Annotated in this window: 12 protein-coding genes; 7 read left to right on the forward strand and 5 right to left on the reverse strand. The window is 62.4% G+C overall.

What is annotated here, in order from left to right; translation table 11 throughout:
- A complete protein-coding gene (locus CGL56_RS06225; RefSeq protein ID WP_099105670.1) occupies positions 1 to 1,662 on the reverse strand; it encodes a M1 family metallopeptidase in 1,662 nt (553 codons plus the stop codon).
- A 41-nt stretch (positions 1,663 to 1,703) separates the two neighbouring features.
- Positions 1,704 to 2,486 (reverse strand): alpha/beta fold hydrolase, encoded by a 783-nt coding sequence (locus tag CGL56_RS06230; protein WP_099105671.1) that lies wholly within the window; start codon positions 2,484 to 2,486, stop codon positions 1,704 to 1,706.
- Between the two features lie 156 nt (positions 2,487 to 2,642).
- On the opposite strand from CGL56_RS06230, the gene CGL56_RS06235 reads away from it, so the two are divergent.
- The 3 genes from CGL56_RS06235 to CGL56_RS06245 are packed head-to-tail and all read left to right on the forward strand — an operon-like array spanning position 2,643 to position 4,622.
- The gene (locus CGL56_RS06235; protein ID WP_209280334.1) at positions 2,643 to 3,299 is read left to right on the forward strand and encodes a hypothetical protein; all 657 of its coding nucleotides are present in this window, start codon (positions 2,643 to 2,645) and stop codon (positions 3,297 to 3,299) included.
- Between the two features lie 46 nt (positions 3,300 to 3,345).
- Positions 3,346 to 3,741, forward strand: a complete 396-nt coding sequence (locus CGL56_RS06240) for a hypothetical protein (RefSeq protein WP_143470639.1) — start codon at positions 3,346 to 3,348, stop codon at positions 3,739 to 3,741.
- Positions 3,742 to 3,791: 50 nt separating this feature from the next.
- Positions 3,792 to 4,622 (forward strand): methylated-DNA--[protein]-cysteine S-methyltransferase, encoded by an 831-nt coding sequence (locus CGL56_RS06245; RefSeq protein WP_099105674.1) that lies wholly within the window; start codon positions 3,792 to 3,794, stop codon positions 4,620 to 4,622.
- 127 nt (positions 4,623 to 4,749) lie between these two features.
- Here CGL56_RS06245 and CGL56_RS06250 read toward each other — a convergent pair whose 3' ends face one another.
- Positions 4,750 to 5,916 (reverse strand): PQQ-dependent sugar dehydrogenase, encoded by a 1,167-nt coding sequence (locus CGL56_RS06250; protein WP_099105675.1) that lies wholly within the window; start codon positions 5,914 to 5,916, stop codon positions 4,750 to 4,752.
- Positions 5,917 to 6,001: 85 nt separating this feature from the next.
- Entirely contained in the window at positions 6,002 to 8,758 is a 2,757-nt protein-coding gene (locus tag CGL56_RS06255) for a M16 family metallopeptidase (RefSeq protein ID WP_099105676.1), read from the reverse strand.
- 278 nt (positions 8,759 to 9,036) lie between these two features.
- Between CGL56_RS06255 and CGL56_RS06260 the strand changes: the two genes are divergently transcribed.
- Complete coding sequence (locus tag CGL56_RS06260) at positions 9,037 to 10,134, forward strand: adenylate/guanylate cyclase domain-containing protein (RefSeq protein ID WP_099105677.1); 1,098 nt, start codon at positions 9,037 to 9,039, stop codon at positions 10,132 to 10,134.
- A 27-nt stretch (positions 10,135 to 10,161) separates the two neighbouring features.
- Here the strand turns inward: CGL56_RS06260 and CGL56_RS18530 are convergent, their stop codons facing one another.
- Positions 10,162 to 12,051, reverse strand: coding sequence for an amidophosphoribosyltransferase (locus CGL56_RS18530; protein WP_099105678.1), 1,890 nt, complete (start codon positions 12,049 to 12,051; stop codon positions 10,162 to 10,164).
- A gap of 652 nt (positions 12,052 to 12,703) precedes the next feature.
- On the opposite strand from CGL56_RS18530, the gene CGL56_RS06270 reads away from it, so the two are divergent.
- The 3 genes from CGL56_RS06270 (at position 12,704) to CGL56_RS06280 (ending at position 15,457) form a co-directional block, all read left to right on the forward strand.
- Complete coding sequence (locus tag CGL56_RS06270) at positions 12,704 to 13,492, forward strand: nitrilase-related carbon-nitrogen hydrolase (protein ID WP_099105679.1); 789 nt, start codon at positions 12,704 to 12,706, stop codon at positions 13,490 to 13,492.
- Positions 13,493 to 13,596: 104 nt separating this feature from the next.
- Positions 13,597 to 13,887: a hypothetical protein gene (locus CGL56_RS06275; protein WP_099105680.1), complete on the forward strand. Its 291-nt coding sequence runs from the start codon at positions 13,597 to 13,599 to the stop codon at positions 13,885 to 13,887.
- 130 nt (positions 13,888 to 14,017) lie between these two features.
- On the forward strand, positions 14,018 to 15,457 hold the full coding sequence (locus CGL56_RS06280; protein WP_099105681.1) for a M20 family metallopeptidase: 1,440 nt from the start codon (positions 14,018 to 14,020) through the stop codon (positions 15,455 to 15,457).
- The last annotated feature ends 80 nt before the right edge of the window (positions 15,458 to 15,537 follow it).

The following is a 15,537-nucleotide window of genomic DNA, read 5'->3' on the forward strand; positions in this document are numbered from 1 at the left end:
CTAGCGCTGCTCGTTGACCACCCTGAGGTCCACCAGAAAGCGTTCTTGGTCCACCCGCACCTCGTCGGGGTCGATGCCGCGGCCCATCGGCTGCCACTCTGCCGTGGTGAGCAGGCGAACGGCTTCTTCCCCGATATAGACCCCTAGTGGCATCGACAGTCCGGCTACGTCGGCCGCCAGCCGGTATTCCAGCTGGTCACCGCTGCGGCGGAGTTCGAGTACGGGCAGGTTGGGGTACTTCAGGTACTGGTTGAAAAAGGGTTGCAGGTCGCGTTCGGTGAACCGGCTGAAGTAGTCGATCACCTCCTGGGTGCTGACGATGCTTCGCTCGTGATCCTGGTAGAAGCTGCGCAACAGTCCGAAAAAGAGGGGATCGTCGTTCAGTACGCCCCTCAGGGTGTGCAGCATCCAGGCCCCCTTGTAGTAGTGGTCGGAGGAGGCGAAATCGGTGAAATTCACGTGCAGGGGCCCCAGCATCGGCTCCGCGTTGGTGACGAAGCGCAGCTGGCTTTTAAGGTAGCGGCGGGCGGCCGCCTCCCCGAAGTGGTATTCTACGTACAGGGCCTCCATATAGGTGGTAAAGGACTCGTGCACCCACATTTCGGCGTGGTCGGCGACGCTGATGGAATTGCCAAAGTATTCGTGGCCGGTTTCGTGTACGATGATATAGTCCCAGTCCATATCGCTCGGGATCAAGCCGCCCAGGTAACCCCGCATGTAGCGGTTGCCGTAGGCGATACCGCTCTGGTGCTCCATCCCCAGGTAGGGCACCTCGATGAGGGCGAATCCGTCTTCCCAGAAGGGGTACTTGCCGAAGTAGTGCTCGTAGGCCTCCAGCATAGGGTGTACTTCGCGGAACTGTTTGCGGGCCTTCTCGATGTTGTAGTCGATGACGTAGTAGTCCAGGGCCAGCTCCTCGCCGTCGAAGCTGCGGTAGGTGGTATCGAAGTGGACGTAGTGACCGATGCCCAGGGAGACGTTGTAGTTGTTGATTGGGTAGCTCACGAACCAGTCGAAGCGGCGTTTCCGCTCGTCTTCCAGTTCCTCCTCGGCGCGCAGGTTGCCGTTGCTGGCCACGGAGAGGCGCTCGGGCACGGTGACGCTGATGAGCATGCTGTCGGGCTCGTCGCTCAGGTGGTCCTTGTTGGGCCACCACAGGCTGGCGCCGTCGCCCTCACAGGCCACGCCTACCCAGTAGCGGTTCTTCTGGTCCAGGGCCCACACGAAGCCACCGTCCCAGGGGGCATTATGGGCTTCCGTGGGGGTACCCCCGTAGTAGATCGTCATCCGGTGACGGCTGCCAATTTCCGCCGGGCGTGGGAGTTCCACGAAGACCGCGTTGCCACGGCGGGTGAAGCGGAGGTCCTGACCTGCCTGTTCGATGCCGTCGATCTCCAGGTTCTGGTACAGGTCCAGTTGCAGCAGGGGCAGTTCCCCGGTCACGGTATAGTCCATCTCCACCCGACCGTCGATCAGCCGCTCCACGGGGTCCACGTCGAGGTGGAGCTCGTAATAGGTGACGTCGAAGTTGGCCCGGGCGGGGTTGAGCATACCCCTCAGGGTATCGGCTTCGGTAAAGGAGTGGTCTTTCCAGAAGTCCTGGGCGCTTCCGCAGGTGCCGAGGAGAAGACCGAGGATCAGGGTAAGTTGGCTACGCAGCATACTGCAAATAACGCGCGAAGCGGGGAAATGCTTTCCCCGGGTCAGGCCGGCGAGGGCTGGGGGGCGGTTACCCGCTGCAGAAAATTCCCCATGATCCGGTTGAATTCCCGGGGCCGCTCCATCATGGGCGCGTGGGCACACTTGTCGATGAAGTGCAGCTCAGAGTCCGCGATAAGTTCCTGGAACTGCTCCCCGACGAAGGGTGGCGTAATGGTGTCCTGCTTGCCCCACACCAGCAGGGTGGGCGCGGTTACGTTGTGCAGTTTGTGGGCCAGGTTGTGGCGCACGGCCGACTTGGCGGTCATCACGATGCGGATGCCGCGGTTGCGGTCGTTCACGGTATTGTAGACCTCGTCCACCAGCTCCTGGGTGGAGGTAGCCGGATCGTAGAAGGTGCTTTCCACCTTTTTCTTGATGAATTCGTAGTTGCCCCGCGGGGGGAAGCTGTTGCCCATGGCGCTCTCGAACAGCCCACTGCTGCCGGTAAGGGTGATTGAGGCGATCCGCTCCGGGTGATCGATGGCGTAGAGGATACCCACGTGGCCGCCCAGGCTGTTGCCCATCAGGTGCACCCTGTCGAACTGCTTGAAGGCGACGAAGTCGGCCAGGTGGTCTACGAGGCCAGCCAGGGAGACCTTGCGCAGCGGCAGGGTAAAGATGGGCAGGGTGGGAATTACCACGTTGAACCGACCGCGGAATTCCTCGATCTGCGCACCAAAATTACTCAGACCCCCGAAGAGCCCATGCAACAAAAGGAGGGGTTCGCCGGACCCACCCGTTTCCAGGTAGTCAAACTTGCCCTCTTTCTTCATCTTCAAATCCATGGAGGGGAAATTACAATTTTGGCCTCATTACACGTGATTAACTTCTGAACGGATAGTCGATACGTATAGTTTGTTTATATAAAACCCACGGACATCACCACCCTTACGCTCATTCATTATTCGGGCTGGAGCAACCGCCTCTGGGCGCTTTCCCAGATGCAGCTTGCCCAGCCCCGCCTCGCGAAGGTAAGCGGATTGTCCTTTTCGCGGCTGATGGGCAGCGGCGGGGGCAATGGTTTCAGCCTCTGGCCCAATTTCGGGGTCTTTGCCCTGGTGGGCCACTGGCACGACCGGGAGGCCGCCGACGCTTTCTTCCGCAACGATGGTTGGTACGCCGAGGTGGTGGGCCACTCCGACCGCCGCATTTCCTTTTTCCTGGAGGCCACGATGGCCCACGGCGCCTGGGGGGGTGGCAATCCCTTCACGCCCCGCCCCGAGGAATACGACCCCGCCGCGCCGGTTGCCGTCATCACCCGGGCCACCATTCACCCTTCGAAGCTCCCCGACTTCTGGCGGTACGTCCCCGCCACCAGCCGTTCGGTCCAGGACTACCCCGCGCGGTTGCTGAGCGTGGGCATCGGCGAATACCCGGTTTTCATGCAGGCCACCTTCAGCGTGTGGAGCAGCGGCCGGGCGATGACGGAGTTCGCCTACGCCGGCGATCACCACCGGCGGGTAGTGGCCCTCACCCGCGAGCGGGGCTGGTACCGGGAGGAGCTCTTCAGCCGGTTCCGCATCCTGGAAACCCGGGGGGAGTGGCCGGGATTCACCCCTCCGGAGGGTAAGCCGCATTCCCCGGCGGACAAACGTTAAAGTTGTGGGGTGCCGGAATTCTTTTGGTACCTTATCTACGAACGAAATGCCACCGCGCCCCGCCCCCATGCCACAGTACTCCTGGAACATTACCGGTCACCAAGGGGCGAACTACAAATTGGGCCTCTTCCACGGCGACAAGACCCACCACGTGGTCCTCCACTGCAACGATCGGGTGGTGCAGATCGATTTCGAAGTCCGGGAATCCAAGACCTACTCCGTTTTCCTCGACCAGGAGCTTTGCGAGGTCAGCATCGACCATACCGGCGGCAACCACTACGACTACTCCTGCCGGATCAACCACGAGGCGAAAACCCCGCTGAACCAGCTGCGCAAATCCCACCGCGACAGCCAGAGCCGCATGGAGCGTACCCGCATCGTGGTGGCCGGCTGCGTGGTGCTGCTCGTTTTCGCCCTGCTGCTGGGCACCTCCCTCGGCTGAAGCGCAAGGATCGGATTGCTCCCCTACCCCGCCGGTCGCATCTTTGTCCTATGCCCGATCCCGATACCTACGACCGCATCGCCCGCGCCATCCACTTCATCCGCAGCCAGCAGTCCGCACAGCCCGACCTGGCCACTATCGCGGCGCACGTCAACCTCAGCAAGTTTCACTTTCAGCGACTGTTCTCCGCCTGGGCCGGCGTTTCCCCGAAGGCCTACCTGCAGTTCCTGACCACCGAACGCGCGCGCCGCGCCCTGGGATCCGGACATTCTACCCTGTCCACCTCCTTCGCCAGCGGCCTGTCCGGCAACGCCCGCCTCCACGATCACTTCATCAAGGTACTTGCCTGTACCCCCGGGGAATACCGCAGTGGCGGCGCCGGACTTACCCTGCGGCACACCACCTTCTCCTCCCCCTTCGGAGCGGCCCTGGTGGCCGAGACCGACCGTGGCGTATGCAGCCTTTCCTTCTCCGATGGCACTCCAGACCCGGAATCGCTGCGCCGGGAATTCCCCCGGGCCACCGTGGTGGCGGGCACGGGGCAACATTCTGCCGCAGTAATTGATTTTTTCACCAACTGGCAACGCCCCCCCCGCCCCATCGGCATCGACCTGCGGGGCACGCCCTTTCAGCTGCAGGTGTGGCGTGCCTTGCTCAGCATTCCCGCCGGTGAGCTGCGCACCTACGGGGCGGTAGCCGAACACATCGGCCAACCCACCGCCAGCCGGGCCGTAGGCACGGCGATCGGCCGCAATCCGGTGGCCTACCTCATCCCCTGCCACCGCGTCATCCGCAGCGACGGGGCCCTGGGCGGCTACCGCTGGGGACCAGACCGCAAGGTCGTCATCAATGATTGGGAAAAATTACGCCACAACCAGTAACCAGGAAGCCGGCGCAACCAGCAACCAGCAACCAGCCAGCCGGCGCCAGCCGGCGAGCCACCAACCAGAAACCAGTAACCAGCCAGCCGGCGCAAGCCGGCGAGTAAGCAACCAGCAACCAGAAACCCTACTCAGGCACCACCCGCACGATCCCCGTACCCTCCACGCTCGCGTAGATGTAGTTGTCGGGGCCCATGCGGACGTCGCGGACGCGGCCGGTGTTCTTGATCAGTTCCTGCTCTCCGGTGACTTCGTCGCCATTGAGGTGGACCAGCTTGATGTAGCTGAACTTGAGGCTGCCCACCAGCAGGTCGCCTTCCCAGCCGGGGTAGCGGTCGCCGGTCACGAAAGCCATGCCGCTCGGCGCGATGCTCGGCACCCAGTAGTGGAGGGGCTGTTCCATGCCCGACATACCCACTTCGGGGGTGATCTGGCTGCCGTCGTAGTTGATGCCGTAGGTGATCACCGGCCAGCCGTAGTTCTTGCCCGGCTCGATGACGTTCACTTCGTCGCCACCGCGGGGGCCGTGTTCGTGCTCCCATATCTTACCCGTTGTGGGGTGTACGGCCAGTCCCTGGGGGTTGCGGTGGCCCAGGGAGTAGATGGCTTCCTTGGCGTTGGGGGTGCCTGCGAAGGGGTTGTCCTCGGGGATATCGCCGTCGGCGGTGATGCGGTACACCTTACCACCGTCGCGGGTGCTGTCCTGGGGATTTTCGTCCCGGTTGCCCCGGTCACCGATGGTGAAGTAGAGGTGGCCATCGTTCGGGCCCCAGACCATCCGGCTGCCGAAGTGCTGCCCCTTGTCGGTGGCCGGCCCTCCGTCGTAGAGGGAGGTGAATTCTTCCAGGCGGGTGCCGTCTTCGCTCAGCTTACCCCGGCCTACGGAGGTGAATCCCGTGGCTCCATCTTCCTCCGAGCGGCTGTAGCTGAGGTATACGTAGCGGTTGGTCGCGAAATCCTGGTCGAGGAGCACGTCCAGCAAACCGCCCTGTCCGGCGTCGCGCACTTCCGGCACGCCGCTGACCTGGGTGGCGGAGTCGCCTTCCACCAGCAGCAGGCGGCCGTCCTTCACCGTAGCGAGGATGCGTCCGTCGGGCAGCCAGGTGAACCCCCAGATGATGTCCTCGAAGTTGAAGACCGTTTCCGGTTCTACCCCGGCGGCCGTGAGCATCATGGTGGGCTCTCCGTCGGCGGAGCGGTCGGGGGCCTGGGTGGTGGTTTCCTCGGTGGAGCCTCCTTCGGGGCCACAGGCGGTGAACAGGATCAGCAGGATCGGTAGAAACAGGTAGCGCATGGTAATTGGGTATAAGTACGGCGGGGCCGCCGGTGCCTCTTGCACCGGCGGCCCCGCCAAAAGTAACGTCAATTCGCCGAAAGGGTTACGGCTTGATCTCGCCTTCCGATTTGGCGAAGTCACCGGCGCGCAGCAGCACCATCTTGTCGACGTCGATGTACTTGCGAATGGCGGCGTTGACCTGCTCGGGGGTGAGCGCCATCATCCGTTCTTCCAGGGCCTTGTCCCACTGCATGCTGCGATCCAGGTAGGCGTTGTCGCTGAGGGTGGAGGCCATACTGCGGTCCTGGGCGCGGCTCACGGCGGCGTTCTGCTTCCATCCGCTCTTGGCCGCGGCGAGCTCCTCGGCCGTGAAGCCCTGGGTCCGCGCCTTTTCGATCTCCTCCCGGTAGGCCTTTTCCAGGGCTTCCCGGTTCTCGGGGTTGTAAATGGCGTACGACAGGAAGGTAGCCCGCTCGTCGAGGGAGCTGGCGCCCAGTTGGCTGCCAACGCCGTAGCTCAGTCCGTCCTGCTGACGGATCCGGGTAGCCAGCCGGCTGTTCAGGAATCCGCCACCGAGGATGTAGTTGCCCATCACGAGGGCCGGGTAGTCGGGGTGGGCGTCGCCGACGGGGAGGGTCTGCACGGCCACGAACCAGGCGTTGGCCTTGTCCGGAGTCTCGATCTTGACGGCCTCGGGGGTCACGGGCTGGTAGTCCCGCGCGATGCGTTCAAACTTCACCGGGCTCTTCCAGTCGCCGAAGTTGCGGACCAGGGCCTCCTTCACGGCCTCCACGTCCATATCGCCGCTGGCCGCGAAGATGGTGTTGCTTCCGCCGTAGACATCCTGGTAGTAGGAGCGGACATCTTCGAGCTTCAGGGTCTTCAGGGCCTCCACCTGCTCGTCGAAGGTGGGGACGTAGGCCGGGTGCCCCTTGGGGTAGTTGTTGGTGCGCCGCTGCATTTCGTTGAAGACGATGGCCTGGGGGTCGCTGCGGCGCTCCTCGATGGCCGCGAGCTGCTCCTTTACCATCTTGTCGAACTCCTCCTGGGGGAAGGTGGGGTTGCGCATGATCTCACCCAGCAGGTCGATCACGGCGGGCAGCTTCTCATTTTCGGTTTCGATGTAGGCGATGGCCATGCTTTCGTCGCCCGACAGGTTGACGCGGGCCTTCAGCTCGTCGAGCTTGTCCTGGATCTCCTGCCGGCTGTATTGCTCGGTGCCCGTCATCAGCAGTTGGCCGATCTTGCCGGCGGCGAAGGCGCGACCGGTGGCGGCCTTCAGGTTGCCGACGTTGAACCGCAGCTGGGCGTTCACGCTGTTCCCGCGGGTCTCCTTGGGCAGCAGCATGTACTCGATGTTCTTGCTCCGCCCAAGGGTACCGGAAACGGTGCGACTATCGATGTTCTCGTAGGAAGGGTCGAACTCCTCGCCCTCGGCGATGGCTTCCCGACCCTGGTAGTCGGCGGTAATGGCCTCCAGGTCATTCACTTCGGGAATCACGGCGCGGTCGGGCTCGGCTACCGGGAAGAAGCGGCCGATGGTCCGGTTCTGGGGCTTGAAGTACTGGCTGGCCACGCGGACGACGTCGGCCTGGGTCACCTGTTCCACGCGGTCGCGGTAGATGTAGCCCAGCCGCCAGTCGCCCTGGGCGATGTAGCCACTCATCAGCAGGCCCACGCGGTTGGCGTCGCGCTGGTTGAGTTCGAAGTTCTTCAGAATGCCGTCCTTGGCCCGCTTTACCTGCTCCTCGCTGGGGGGATGCTGGGCAAGGCTGTCCAGGGTATTCTTGAGTTTGGTTTCCACTTCCGCCAGGTCATTTTCCTTCAGCACGTTGGCGTTGAAGAAGGCGAAACCCGGTTCGGCCAGGGCGGGGGCGAATCCCCAGAGGCTGCTGGCGTTGCCGTTTTCGACCAGGGCCTGGTAGAGCAGTCCGCTGGGCTCATCCACCAGGGTGTTCATCAGTACGGAAAGGGCGGCAAAGTCGGGATGGGGGCCGGCGGGGATGTGGTAGGCGGCCTGCACCACCTGTACGTCCCCTACCCGCTTCAGTTCCACGAAGCGTTCACCGTCCTGGACGGGTTCGCGGGTATAGGTGGGGTACAGTTCCCGCTCCGGCTTCGGAATGCGGCCGAACTTCTCCTGAATGAGCTCCAGGGCGCGGGCGGGGTCAAATTTTCCGGCGACCACCAGTACCGCGTTGTCCGGCTGGTAGTACTTGCGGTAGAACCCCTGCAACCGCTCGATGGGCACGTTTTCGAGGTCGGCCTTGGAGCCGATGGTCGACTTCCCGTAGTTGTGCCAGAGGTAGGCCGTACTCAGTACCCGCTCCATCAGCACGCCGCCGGGGTCGTTCTCCCCGCTTTCGAATTCGTTGCGCACCACGGTCATCTCGCTTTCGAGGTCCTTCTTGGCGATGAAGGAATTGACCATGCGGTCGGCCTCCATATCGAGGGCCCACTCCAGGTTCTCATCGCTGGCCGAGAAGGTTTCGAAGTAGTTGGTGCGGTCGTACCAGGTGGTGCCGTTGGGCCGGGCCCCGTGCTCGGTGAGCTCCTGGGGGATGTTCGGGTGGTCGGGCGTGCCCTTGAACACCAGGTGTTCCAGCAGGTGGGCCATGCCGGTTTCCCCGTAGGCCTCGTGGCGGGAACCGACCTTGTAAGTGACATTGACGGTGGTGGTGGGTACCGACTGGTCGGGGAAGAGCAGCACCGACAGCCCGTTGTCCAGGCGGTACTCGGTCACGCCCTCGACGCTGGTGATCTTCTCGGGCGGGGTGTCCGCCTGGGCGTGCAGGGTGCCGCTGAAAGTAAATAGCAACCCACCGCACAGGCTCAGGGTAGAAAGTAAGCTGTAGCGCATTTTCGTTATTTGGTGAAGGATAATCCTCCTTAAAGGACTCTATTTATTTCACAACTCCACCCCGGATTAGACCAATCCGGCGGATTACCCGACCAGCGGTTACGGGGCGGGGTCTGCTGGGCTGGGTGTACTTTTGGTATGATTGTTGTAAAGTCGTCCTTCGAAAATTGGTCGGACCACTTAGTGGTCCGACCGGTTAGTCGTCCGACCACTACACCCCGGACCAGGTGCCCCACCCGCCGAAACCCCTGTTTTAAGGGGAAAGAACACCCACCCCCATGCTCGATCCGAAAACCCGGCGGCAAATGGTACGCCTGTTGCCGTTCGGGGCGATTTGGCTGATCAGCTCCATGATTTTCCTGCTGCTGGATTGGTCAGCGGCCGGTGGCCAATTCCCCGAAAACGACACGGCCATCCTCCCCGACCTCGGCATCCTGATCTATGCCGTCTCCGCCATGGGCCTCCTCGGCCTGGTGGTTGGGTACATTGAACTGACCCTCTTCAGCCGGTGGTTCACCCACACCACTTTTCTGCGCAAATCGATCTACAAGTTTCTGGCCTACCTGGTCTTCGTCCACCTGGTGGTGTTGGTCACCTACCCCCTGGCTGCAGCCATGGAGATGGGTACCTCCCCGCTCGACCCGGCCGTGTGGGCCAAACTGGGCCGCTACCTGACGAGCGTTGTTCACCTCAACACGGTGCTGCAACTGGCCGTCGTCATCGCCTTGTCCATAGTATACGCCCAGGTCAGCGAGGTGATCGGCCACACCACCCTCCTGAACCTGCTTTCCGGAACCTACCACCATCCCATCGAGGAGGACCGCATCTACCTCTTCCTCGACATGCGCTCCTCCACCACCATTGCCGAACAACTCGGGCACCGCCGCTACTTCGACTTGCTCAAGGCGTACTACGAAGACCTGTCCGACGCCGTGGTGCGCCACGAAGGAGAAGTGTACCTGTACGTGGGCGATGAAATGATCGTATCCTGGAAGTTGCGGGAAGGGCTAGAAGCCCAGAACTGCCTGCGCTGCTTCTTCTCCATGGAGACCGACCTGCGGGCCCGCGGCGACTGGTACGTCAAGGAATTTGGTGTCAAACCCAGCTTCAAGGCCGGGTTGCACTGCGGTACCGTCACCACCGGCGAGGTCGGCGTCCTGAAGCGCCACGTCATGTTCACCGGCGACGTGCTCAACGCTACGGCGCGCATCCAGGCCCTCTGCAACACCTTCAACGTAGAACTACTGGTCTCCGCTCCCCTGCTGGAAGCCCTGGGACCCATTCCCGACTTCACCACCCGGTCCGTAGGCCGGCAGGAACTCCGCGGCCGGAAGGAACCGCTGGAGGTGTTCGCGGTCGCCCCCTTGACTCATTGACTCATTGCCACCTTAACCCATTGACCTTTAGTAAGCCCGCTCCCCGCTGCCTTCCATGTAATTCACGAAGGCCCGGTTCACCACCCGGAAACCGCCCGGCGTGGGGTAGTTGCCGCTGAAGTACCAGTCGCCGTTGTTGTTCGGGCAGGCCTCGCGCAGGTCCTCGATCGTCTGGTAGATCACGTCAACCTTCGGCTTGGTACCCTTGGGCGTCATGATCTGGGCGATCTTGCTGCTCACGTCCTCGTACTTGAACTGGTCGTAGAGTTCCTTGACCACGTTCTTCTGCTGGTTGTCGGGTTTCTTCAGCTCGGCAAGGGCTTTCTTGTAGACCTGCTTCAGCAGCCGCTTTTTCCCTTTCTGTTCTAGCAGGGCCTCCATGGCCTTGAAGGCCACGAACTCGCCCATCTTCGACATGTCGATGCCGTAGCAGTCGGGGTAACGGATCTGGGGGGCGCTGCTCACGATGATGATGCGCTTCGGCTTCAGTCGGCTCACGATCTTGATGATGGAGTCGCGCATGGTGGTGCCGCGCACGATGCTGTCGTCCAGCAGCACCAGGGTGTCCACCTCGTCGCGCACGATGCCGTAGGTGACGTCGTAGACGTGGCTGACCATATCGTCGCGGCTGGAGGTGTCGGCGATGAAGGTGCGGGTCTTGCCGTCCTTCACCACGATCATCTCGTTGCGGACCTTGGTCTTGAGCACTTTGCCGAAGCCCTTCTTGCCGTCCTTCTTGCGGCGCTTCATTTCTTTCTTGCGCCAGTCGTGGAGCTCGTCCTCCAGTCCCTGGATCATGCCGTAGAAGGCCGTCTCGGCAGTATTCGGGATGTAGCTGAACACCGTATTGTCGAAGTCGTACTTCACGGCCTGGGCGACCGACCTGGCCAGGCGGCGGCCGAGTTCCTTCCGCTCCAGATAGATGTCGCGGTCGTTGCCGCGGCTGAAGTAGATCCGCTCGAAGGAGCAGGCGGCCCGGGGCAGGGGCTTGGTGAAGGGCTCCATGGAGGTCTTGCCGCTCTTCTTGATGATGAGGGCGTGGCCGGGTTCGACCTCCTTGATGGAGGCAATGGGGATGTTGAAGACCGTCTGCAGGGCCGGCCGCTCGGAGGCCACGGCCACGAACTCGTCGTCCTCGAAGTAGAAGGCCGGCCGGATGCCCGCCGGGTCGCGCATCACGAAGGCATCGCCGTGGCCGATCATGCCGCCCATGACGTAGCCACCGTCGAACTTCTTGCTGGCGCGCTTCAGCAGCCGCTGCACGTCGAGTTCCTCGGCGATGATGTCGTTGATCTCGATGTTGGTGTAGCCCTCGGGCTTGTGCCAGGTGTGGATGCGCTGTACCTCGTCGTCGAGGAAGTGGCCAATTTTTTCGAGCACGGTCACCGTGTCCGACTTTTCCTTGGGGTACTGCCCGAGGTCCACCAGCTCCTGGAAAAGCTCATTGACGTTCGTCAGGTTAAAGTTGCCGGCCACGATCAGGCAGCGCGTCTTCCAGTTGCTCTGCCGCAGGAAGGGGTGGCAGGTTTCGATGGCGTTGGTGGAGTGGGTGCCGTAGCGCAGGTGGCCCATCATCAGCTCGCCGGTGTAGGGCAGGTTCTCCTTCATCCACTGCCCGTTGGCCAGCTGCTTGGGGGTCAGCTCGTCAAATCGGCGGTAGACGCCGCTCCACAGGTCGTCCAGGTAGTTGGAGGCGTTGGAGCGTTTGCGGCTGATGAATTTCTTTCCAGGGGGGTGGTCCAGCTTGATGGTGGCCATGCCGGCCCCGTCCTGTCCGCGGTTGCGCATCTTGCGCATCAGCAGCTGCAGGCATTTCAGGCCGTGCAGCGGCGTACCGTACTTCTTGTTGTAGTAATCAAGTGGCTGCTTGAGCCGGATCATTGCAAGACCGCACTCGTGGTGGATGGCTTCACTCATAAGGGGACACCCTTTTTTCGGGAGGGTCAAAGGTACAACGTTTTGTCGGGCACGTGGGGTATACGCCGGGCGGCGGCGCGCGGGTGCCACGACGCCCAGCAACCGGCCTCTACCATCCGCCCGGAACCCGGCGGCCGGGCCGAACCGCTCTCCAGCGCCCTGTTTCCGGACCGCCACTCCTGTCGTTTACCCTCAAAATTCCGCTGTCTACCCTCCAGGATCCCACCTACACATAACAATTGCCATTTCCGAGGGGACGCAGCCGGTAAATTCGGGCACATCACCCACCGATTAGCCGATGGGCGAGGTACGCCGGGGCGATTTCACGGCCCGTTCCATTTTTCCTATTTCCAATCCACTATGAGCACACCCCCTACCTCTGCACTGCATCCTTCGTTACCCACCCCCGGTGCCCGGCAAGCCTTGGCGCCTGCCTGCTATTGCTGTTCCTGGCACCCGCGCCCGCCGCCGCCCAGGCACTTACCGCATGACGGTAAATACCTTTCTCAAGTTGTAATCCCTTAGGCTCATAGTGTTGCGTGCGGTATCGGTGTTGTTGCGCCGGTACCGCTTTTTTGCGGGGGAATGCGAACTTCCGGGGTGCTGCCCACTAAGCATAAGCGTGCCTCCAATTATTCCCCAACGTTCCCCCATGAAAATCTTCGTCCACCAATTCAACGCCGAACTCGGGGCCGTCGACCGCAACCTGAAGCGGATCGAAGGCCTGCTGGCAGAGCTCGTCCCCGGAGAAACCGACCTCGTGCTGTTCCCGGAAATGTGCGATACCGGCTACGCCATGGACGTCATCGTGGAGCGGGCCGTGACCTGGGACGAAAATCACCTCGCGGGCATCAAGCGGGAGGCGGCACGACTCGGCGCTACCGTGGTAGTCGGCGTCTCCGAACGCACCGGCAACGATGTCTTCAACACCGCGGCCGTGATCGACGCCGCCGGCAAGCTGGCCTGTAAGTACCGCAAGACCCACCTGGTTTCCATTGCCCCCATCCACGAAGACCGCTACCTCACCCCCGGCGGTGCCCTGGGCTTTTTCGCGGCGGGTGGTACCAATTTCGGCGTGATGACCTGCTACGAGCTCCGTTTCCCGGAAGTAGCCCGCACCCTCACGCTACGGGGTGCCCGGGTGCTGCTGGTCCCGACGGCCTGGCCCGCCGTGCGGGTGGAACACCTGACCAGCCTGTTGCGGGCCCGCGCCATCGAGAACCAGGTATTCGTGGTTTGTGCCGGCCGGGTGGGCACCGACGCGGGCACCACCTTCTCCGGCAACAGTATGATCATCGACCCCAACGGAACGGTGTTGGCCCGCGGCTCGGCCGGGACGGAGGAATGGATCAGCGCGGACATTGACCTCGCCGCCGTCGACGCCTCCCGGGAAAGGATCGCGGCCCTGGACGAGCGACGGCCCCGGCTTTACGACTTATGATTCCGGCACCCGCGCGCCGCCGCCCCCGTTCAGAAAGCCCCCCGGAGCGCAAACATATCCCGCCGGAATGACCTGCATAGGTACCACCCTCAATCCGTATCGTCATGGCCAACTGTGAATTCCCCATCACCTTCCACCAGTCCGTCGAGGAGCTCGTCGCACGCTTCGATGAGGCCATCACCGCCCGGGGCGGACAGTTCTCCGGCGACGCGGACCAGGCGACGTTTACCATCCCCACCGCCCGCGGCCCGGTAGAGGGCAGCTACCGCACGGAGGACAATACCTTTCACTTCATCCTCACCGCCATGCCCGACGGCCTCACCTGCCACAAGGCCGACAACACCTTCCGCAGCCTGATCGGCTCGCCGCCGGATTTGTCGCTGGATTTTCTCTAAGCCGACCGCAGAGTCCCACAGGCTTGCCCGCTGTCCTTTCCGGGCCTATCTTATAGGTCTACCCTGATTCGTGCTGCAAGGTCTCCACTCCCGGAGTCGTGCCGATTGCCGGACCGGAAATCACGAAGCTATGCGGGCCGCCACGACCATCCGTTACCTGTTCCCCCTGCTGTTGCTCAGCAGCGGCTACTTCCATGCCCAACCGCCCGCGATCCGCCACCTCGGACAGCCGCTGGACCTGCCTTCGGTGCTCAGCGAGTACATCAAGTACCCATCCGTCAGCGGGAGCGAGAAAGCGGCCGGTGATTTCCTGAGAACCCTGTGCGCCGAAAACGGACTCCACATCACGCCCATGGGGGAAGCGGACGGCAACTACAACTTTGCCGCCTCCATCCGTCCGCTGGAGGCGGGATTGCCGAACATCATCTTTCTGAACCACATCGACGTGGTGCCCGCCGAAGACCCCAGCACCTGGGAACACCCTCCGTATGCCGGTACCGTCACCGAGACGGAAGTATGGGGGCGGGGCGCCTTCGACAACAAGGGAGTGGCTATGATACAACTGTCCACCGTGCTGGAGGCCCAGGCCAGCTACCGTGGGCAACCCATCCCCTACAACGTGACGTTGCTGGCCGTTTCCTGCGAGGAAAACCAGTGCGCGGGGGGAGCCCGGTACGTAGTGGAAAACTACCTGCAGCTCCTGAATCCGGCGGTAGTCATCGGCGAAGGGCCACCCGCCGTTACAGAAGTCCTCCGGCGGTTCCCGGAGCGGGAGATATTCGGCATTTCCGTAGCCCACAAGAATGCCCTGTGGCTTAAACTGGAAGTCTCCGTGGAAACCACTGGCCACGGGTCCATCACCCCACTGAAGTACGCCAACCGGGAAATGGTGACGGCCCTGAACCGCCTGCTGCGCAAGCGGCAGCGGGGTATTTATACCGACCTGAATGTATCCCTGCTGCGCCAACTCGGCCGGATGGAAAAGGGCGTCACGGGCTTCGTCATGAAGCACCCGCGCATGTTCAGGCCGCTGCTGATGGCGCAACTGCGAAAGCAACCGGAGATCTTCGCGCTGTTTTCCAACACCATCACGCTGACCGGCCTCGACAGTCGGAATGAGGTGGTCAATATTCTGGCGCCGACCGCTACGGCGTTGCTGGATTGCCGCCTGTTGCCAATGACTTCTCCGGAAAAGTTCCTGGCGCGGCTTGAGCGACGGATGAATAACCCGGACATCAGGATCACCGTCCTCAAGCAAATGCCGGAAACCCTGCCATCAAGCCCCCGGAGCCCCTTCTTTCAATACCTCTCCGCGAGCATCCGGGAACACTACCTCGACAGCGAGGTGGCCAGCATCTTCCTGCCAAGTTCTTCCGACCTGGGGCTCTTCCGTTCCCATGGTGTACCCGCTTTCGCCTCAGTGCCCGTCCGGCTGGATCGCAGCTACCTCGACCGGGTGCACAACAGGGACGAGCACATACCCCACGCCATCCTGCACGAGGGCCCGAAGGTCTACACCACCTTTCTGCAAAAGTGCATGGGTGAAATAAATGTCGGTTCGACAAATTAAGTCCGGAAACCCTTGCGCCTGCCCCCGGCTGCGCTCTATCTTGGGCCGCACGTTACGCTGCCCGTGGCTGCCGCGGGTAA

It is taken from the genome of Neolewinella marina, assembly GCF_002631205.1.
Lineage (GTDB): Bacteria > Bacteroidota > Bacteroidia > Chitinophagales > Saprospiraceae > Neolewinella > Neolewinella marina.

Coding starts and splice junctions, on each gene's coding strand:
- CGL56_RS06225 (WP_099105670.1), bottom strand. CDS start 1,662: ATGCTGCGTAGCCAACTTACCCTGATCCTCGGTCTTCTCCTCGGCACC.
- CGL56_RS06230 (WP_099105671.1), bottom strand. CDS start 2,486: ATGGATTTGAAGATGAAGAAAGAGGGCAAGTTTGACTACCTGGAAACG.
- CGL56_RS06235 (WP_209280334.1), top strand. CDS start 2,643: ATGCAGCTTGCCCAGCCCCGCCTCGCGAAGGTAAGCGGATTGTCCTTT.
- CGL56_RS06240 (WP_143470639.1), top strand. CDS start 3,346: ATGCCACCGCGCCCCGCCCCCATGCCACAGTACTCCTGGAACATTACC.
- CGL56_RS06245 (WP_099105674.1), top strand. CDS start 3,792: ATGCCCGATCCCGATACCTACGACCGCATCGCCCGCGCCATCCACTTC.
- CGL56_RS06250 (WP_099105675.1), bottom strand. CDS start 5,916: ATGCGCTACCTGTTTCTACCGATCCTGCTGATCCTGTTCACCGCCTGT.
- CGL56_RS06255 (WP_099105676.1), bottom strand. CDS start 8,758: ATGCGCTACAGCTTACTTTCTACCCTGAGCCTGTGCGGTGGGTTGCTA.
- CGL56_RS06260 (WP_099105677.1), top strand. CDS start 9,037: ATGCTCGATCCGAAAACCCGGCGGCAAATGGTACGCCTGTTGCCGTTC.
- CGL56_RS18530 (WP_099105678.1), bottom strand. CDS start 12,051: ATGAGTGAAGCCATCCACCACGAGTGCGGTCTTGCAATGATCCGGCTC.
- CGL56_RS06270 (WP_099105679.1), top strand. CDS start 12,704: ATGAAAATCTTCGTCCACCAATTCAACGCCGAACTCGGGGCCGTCGAC.
- CGL56_RS06275 (WP_099105680.1), top strand. CDS start 13,597: ATGGCCAACTGTGAATTCCCCATCACCTTCCACCAGTCCGTCGAGGAG.
- CGL56_RS06280 (WP_099105681.1), top strand. CDS start 14,018: ATGCGGGCCGCCACGACCATCCGTTACCTGTTCCCCCTGCTGTTGCTC.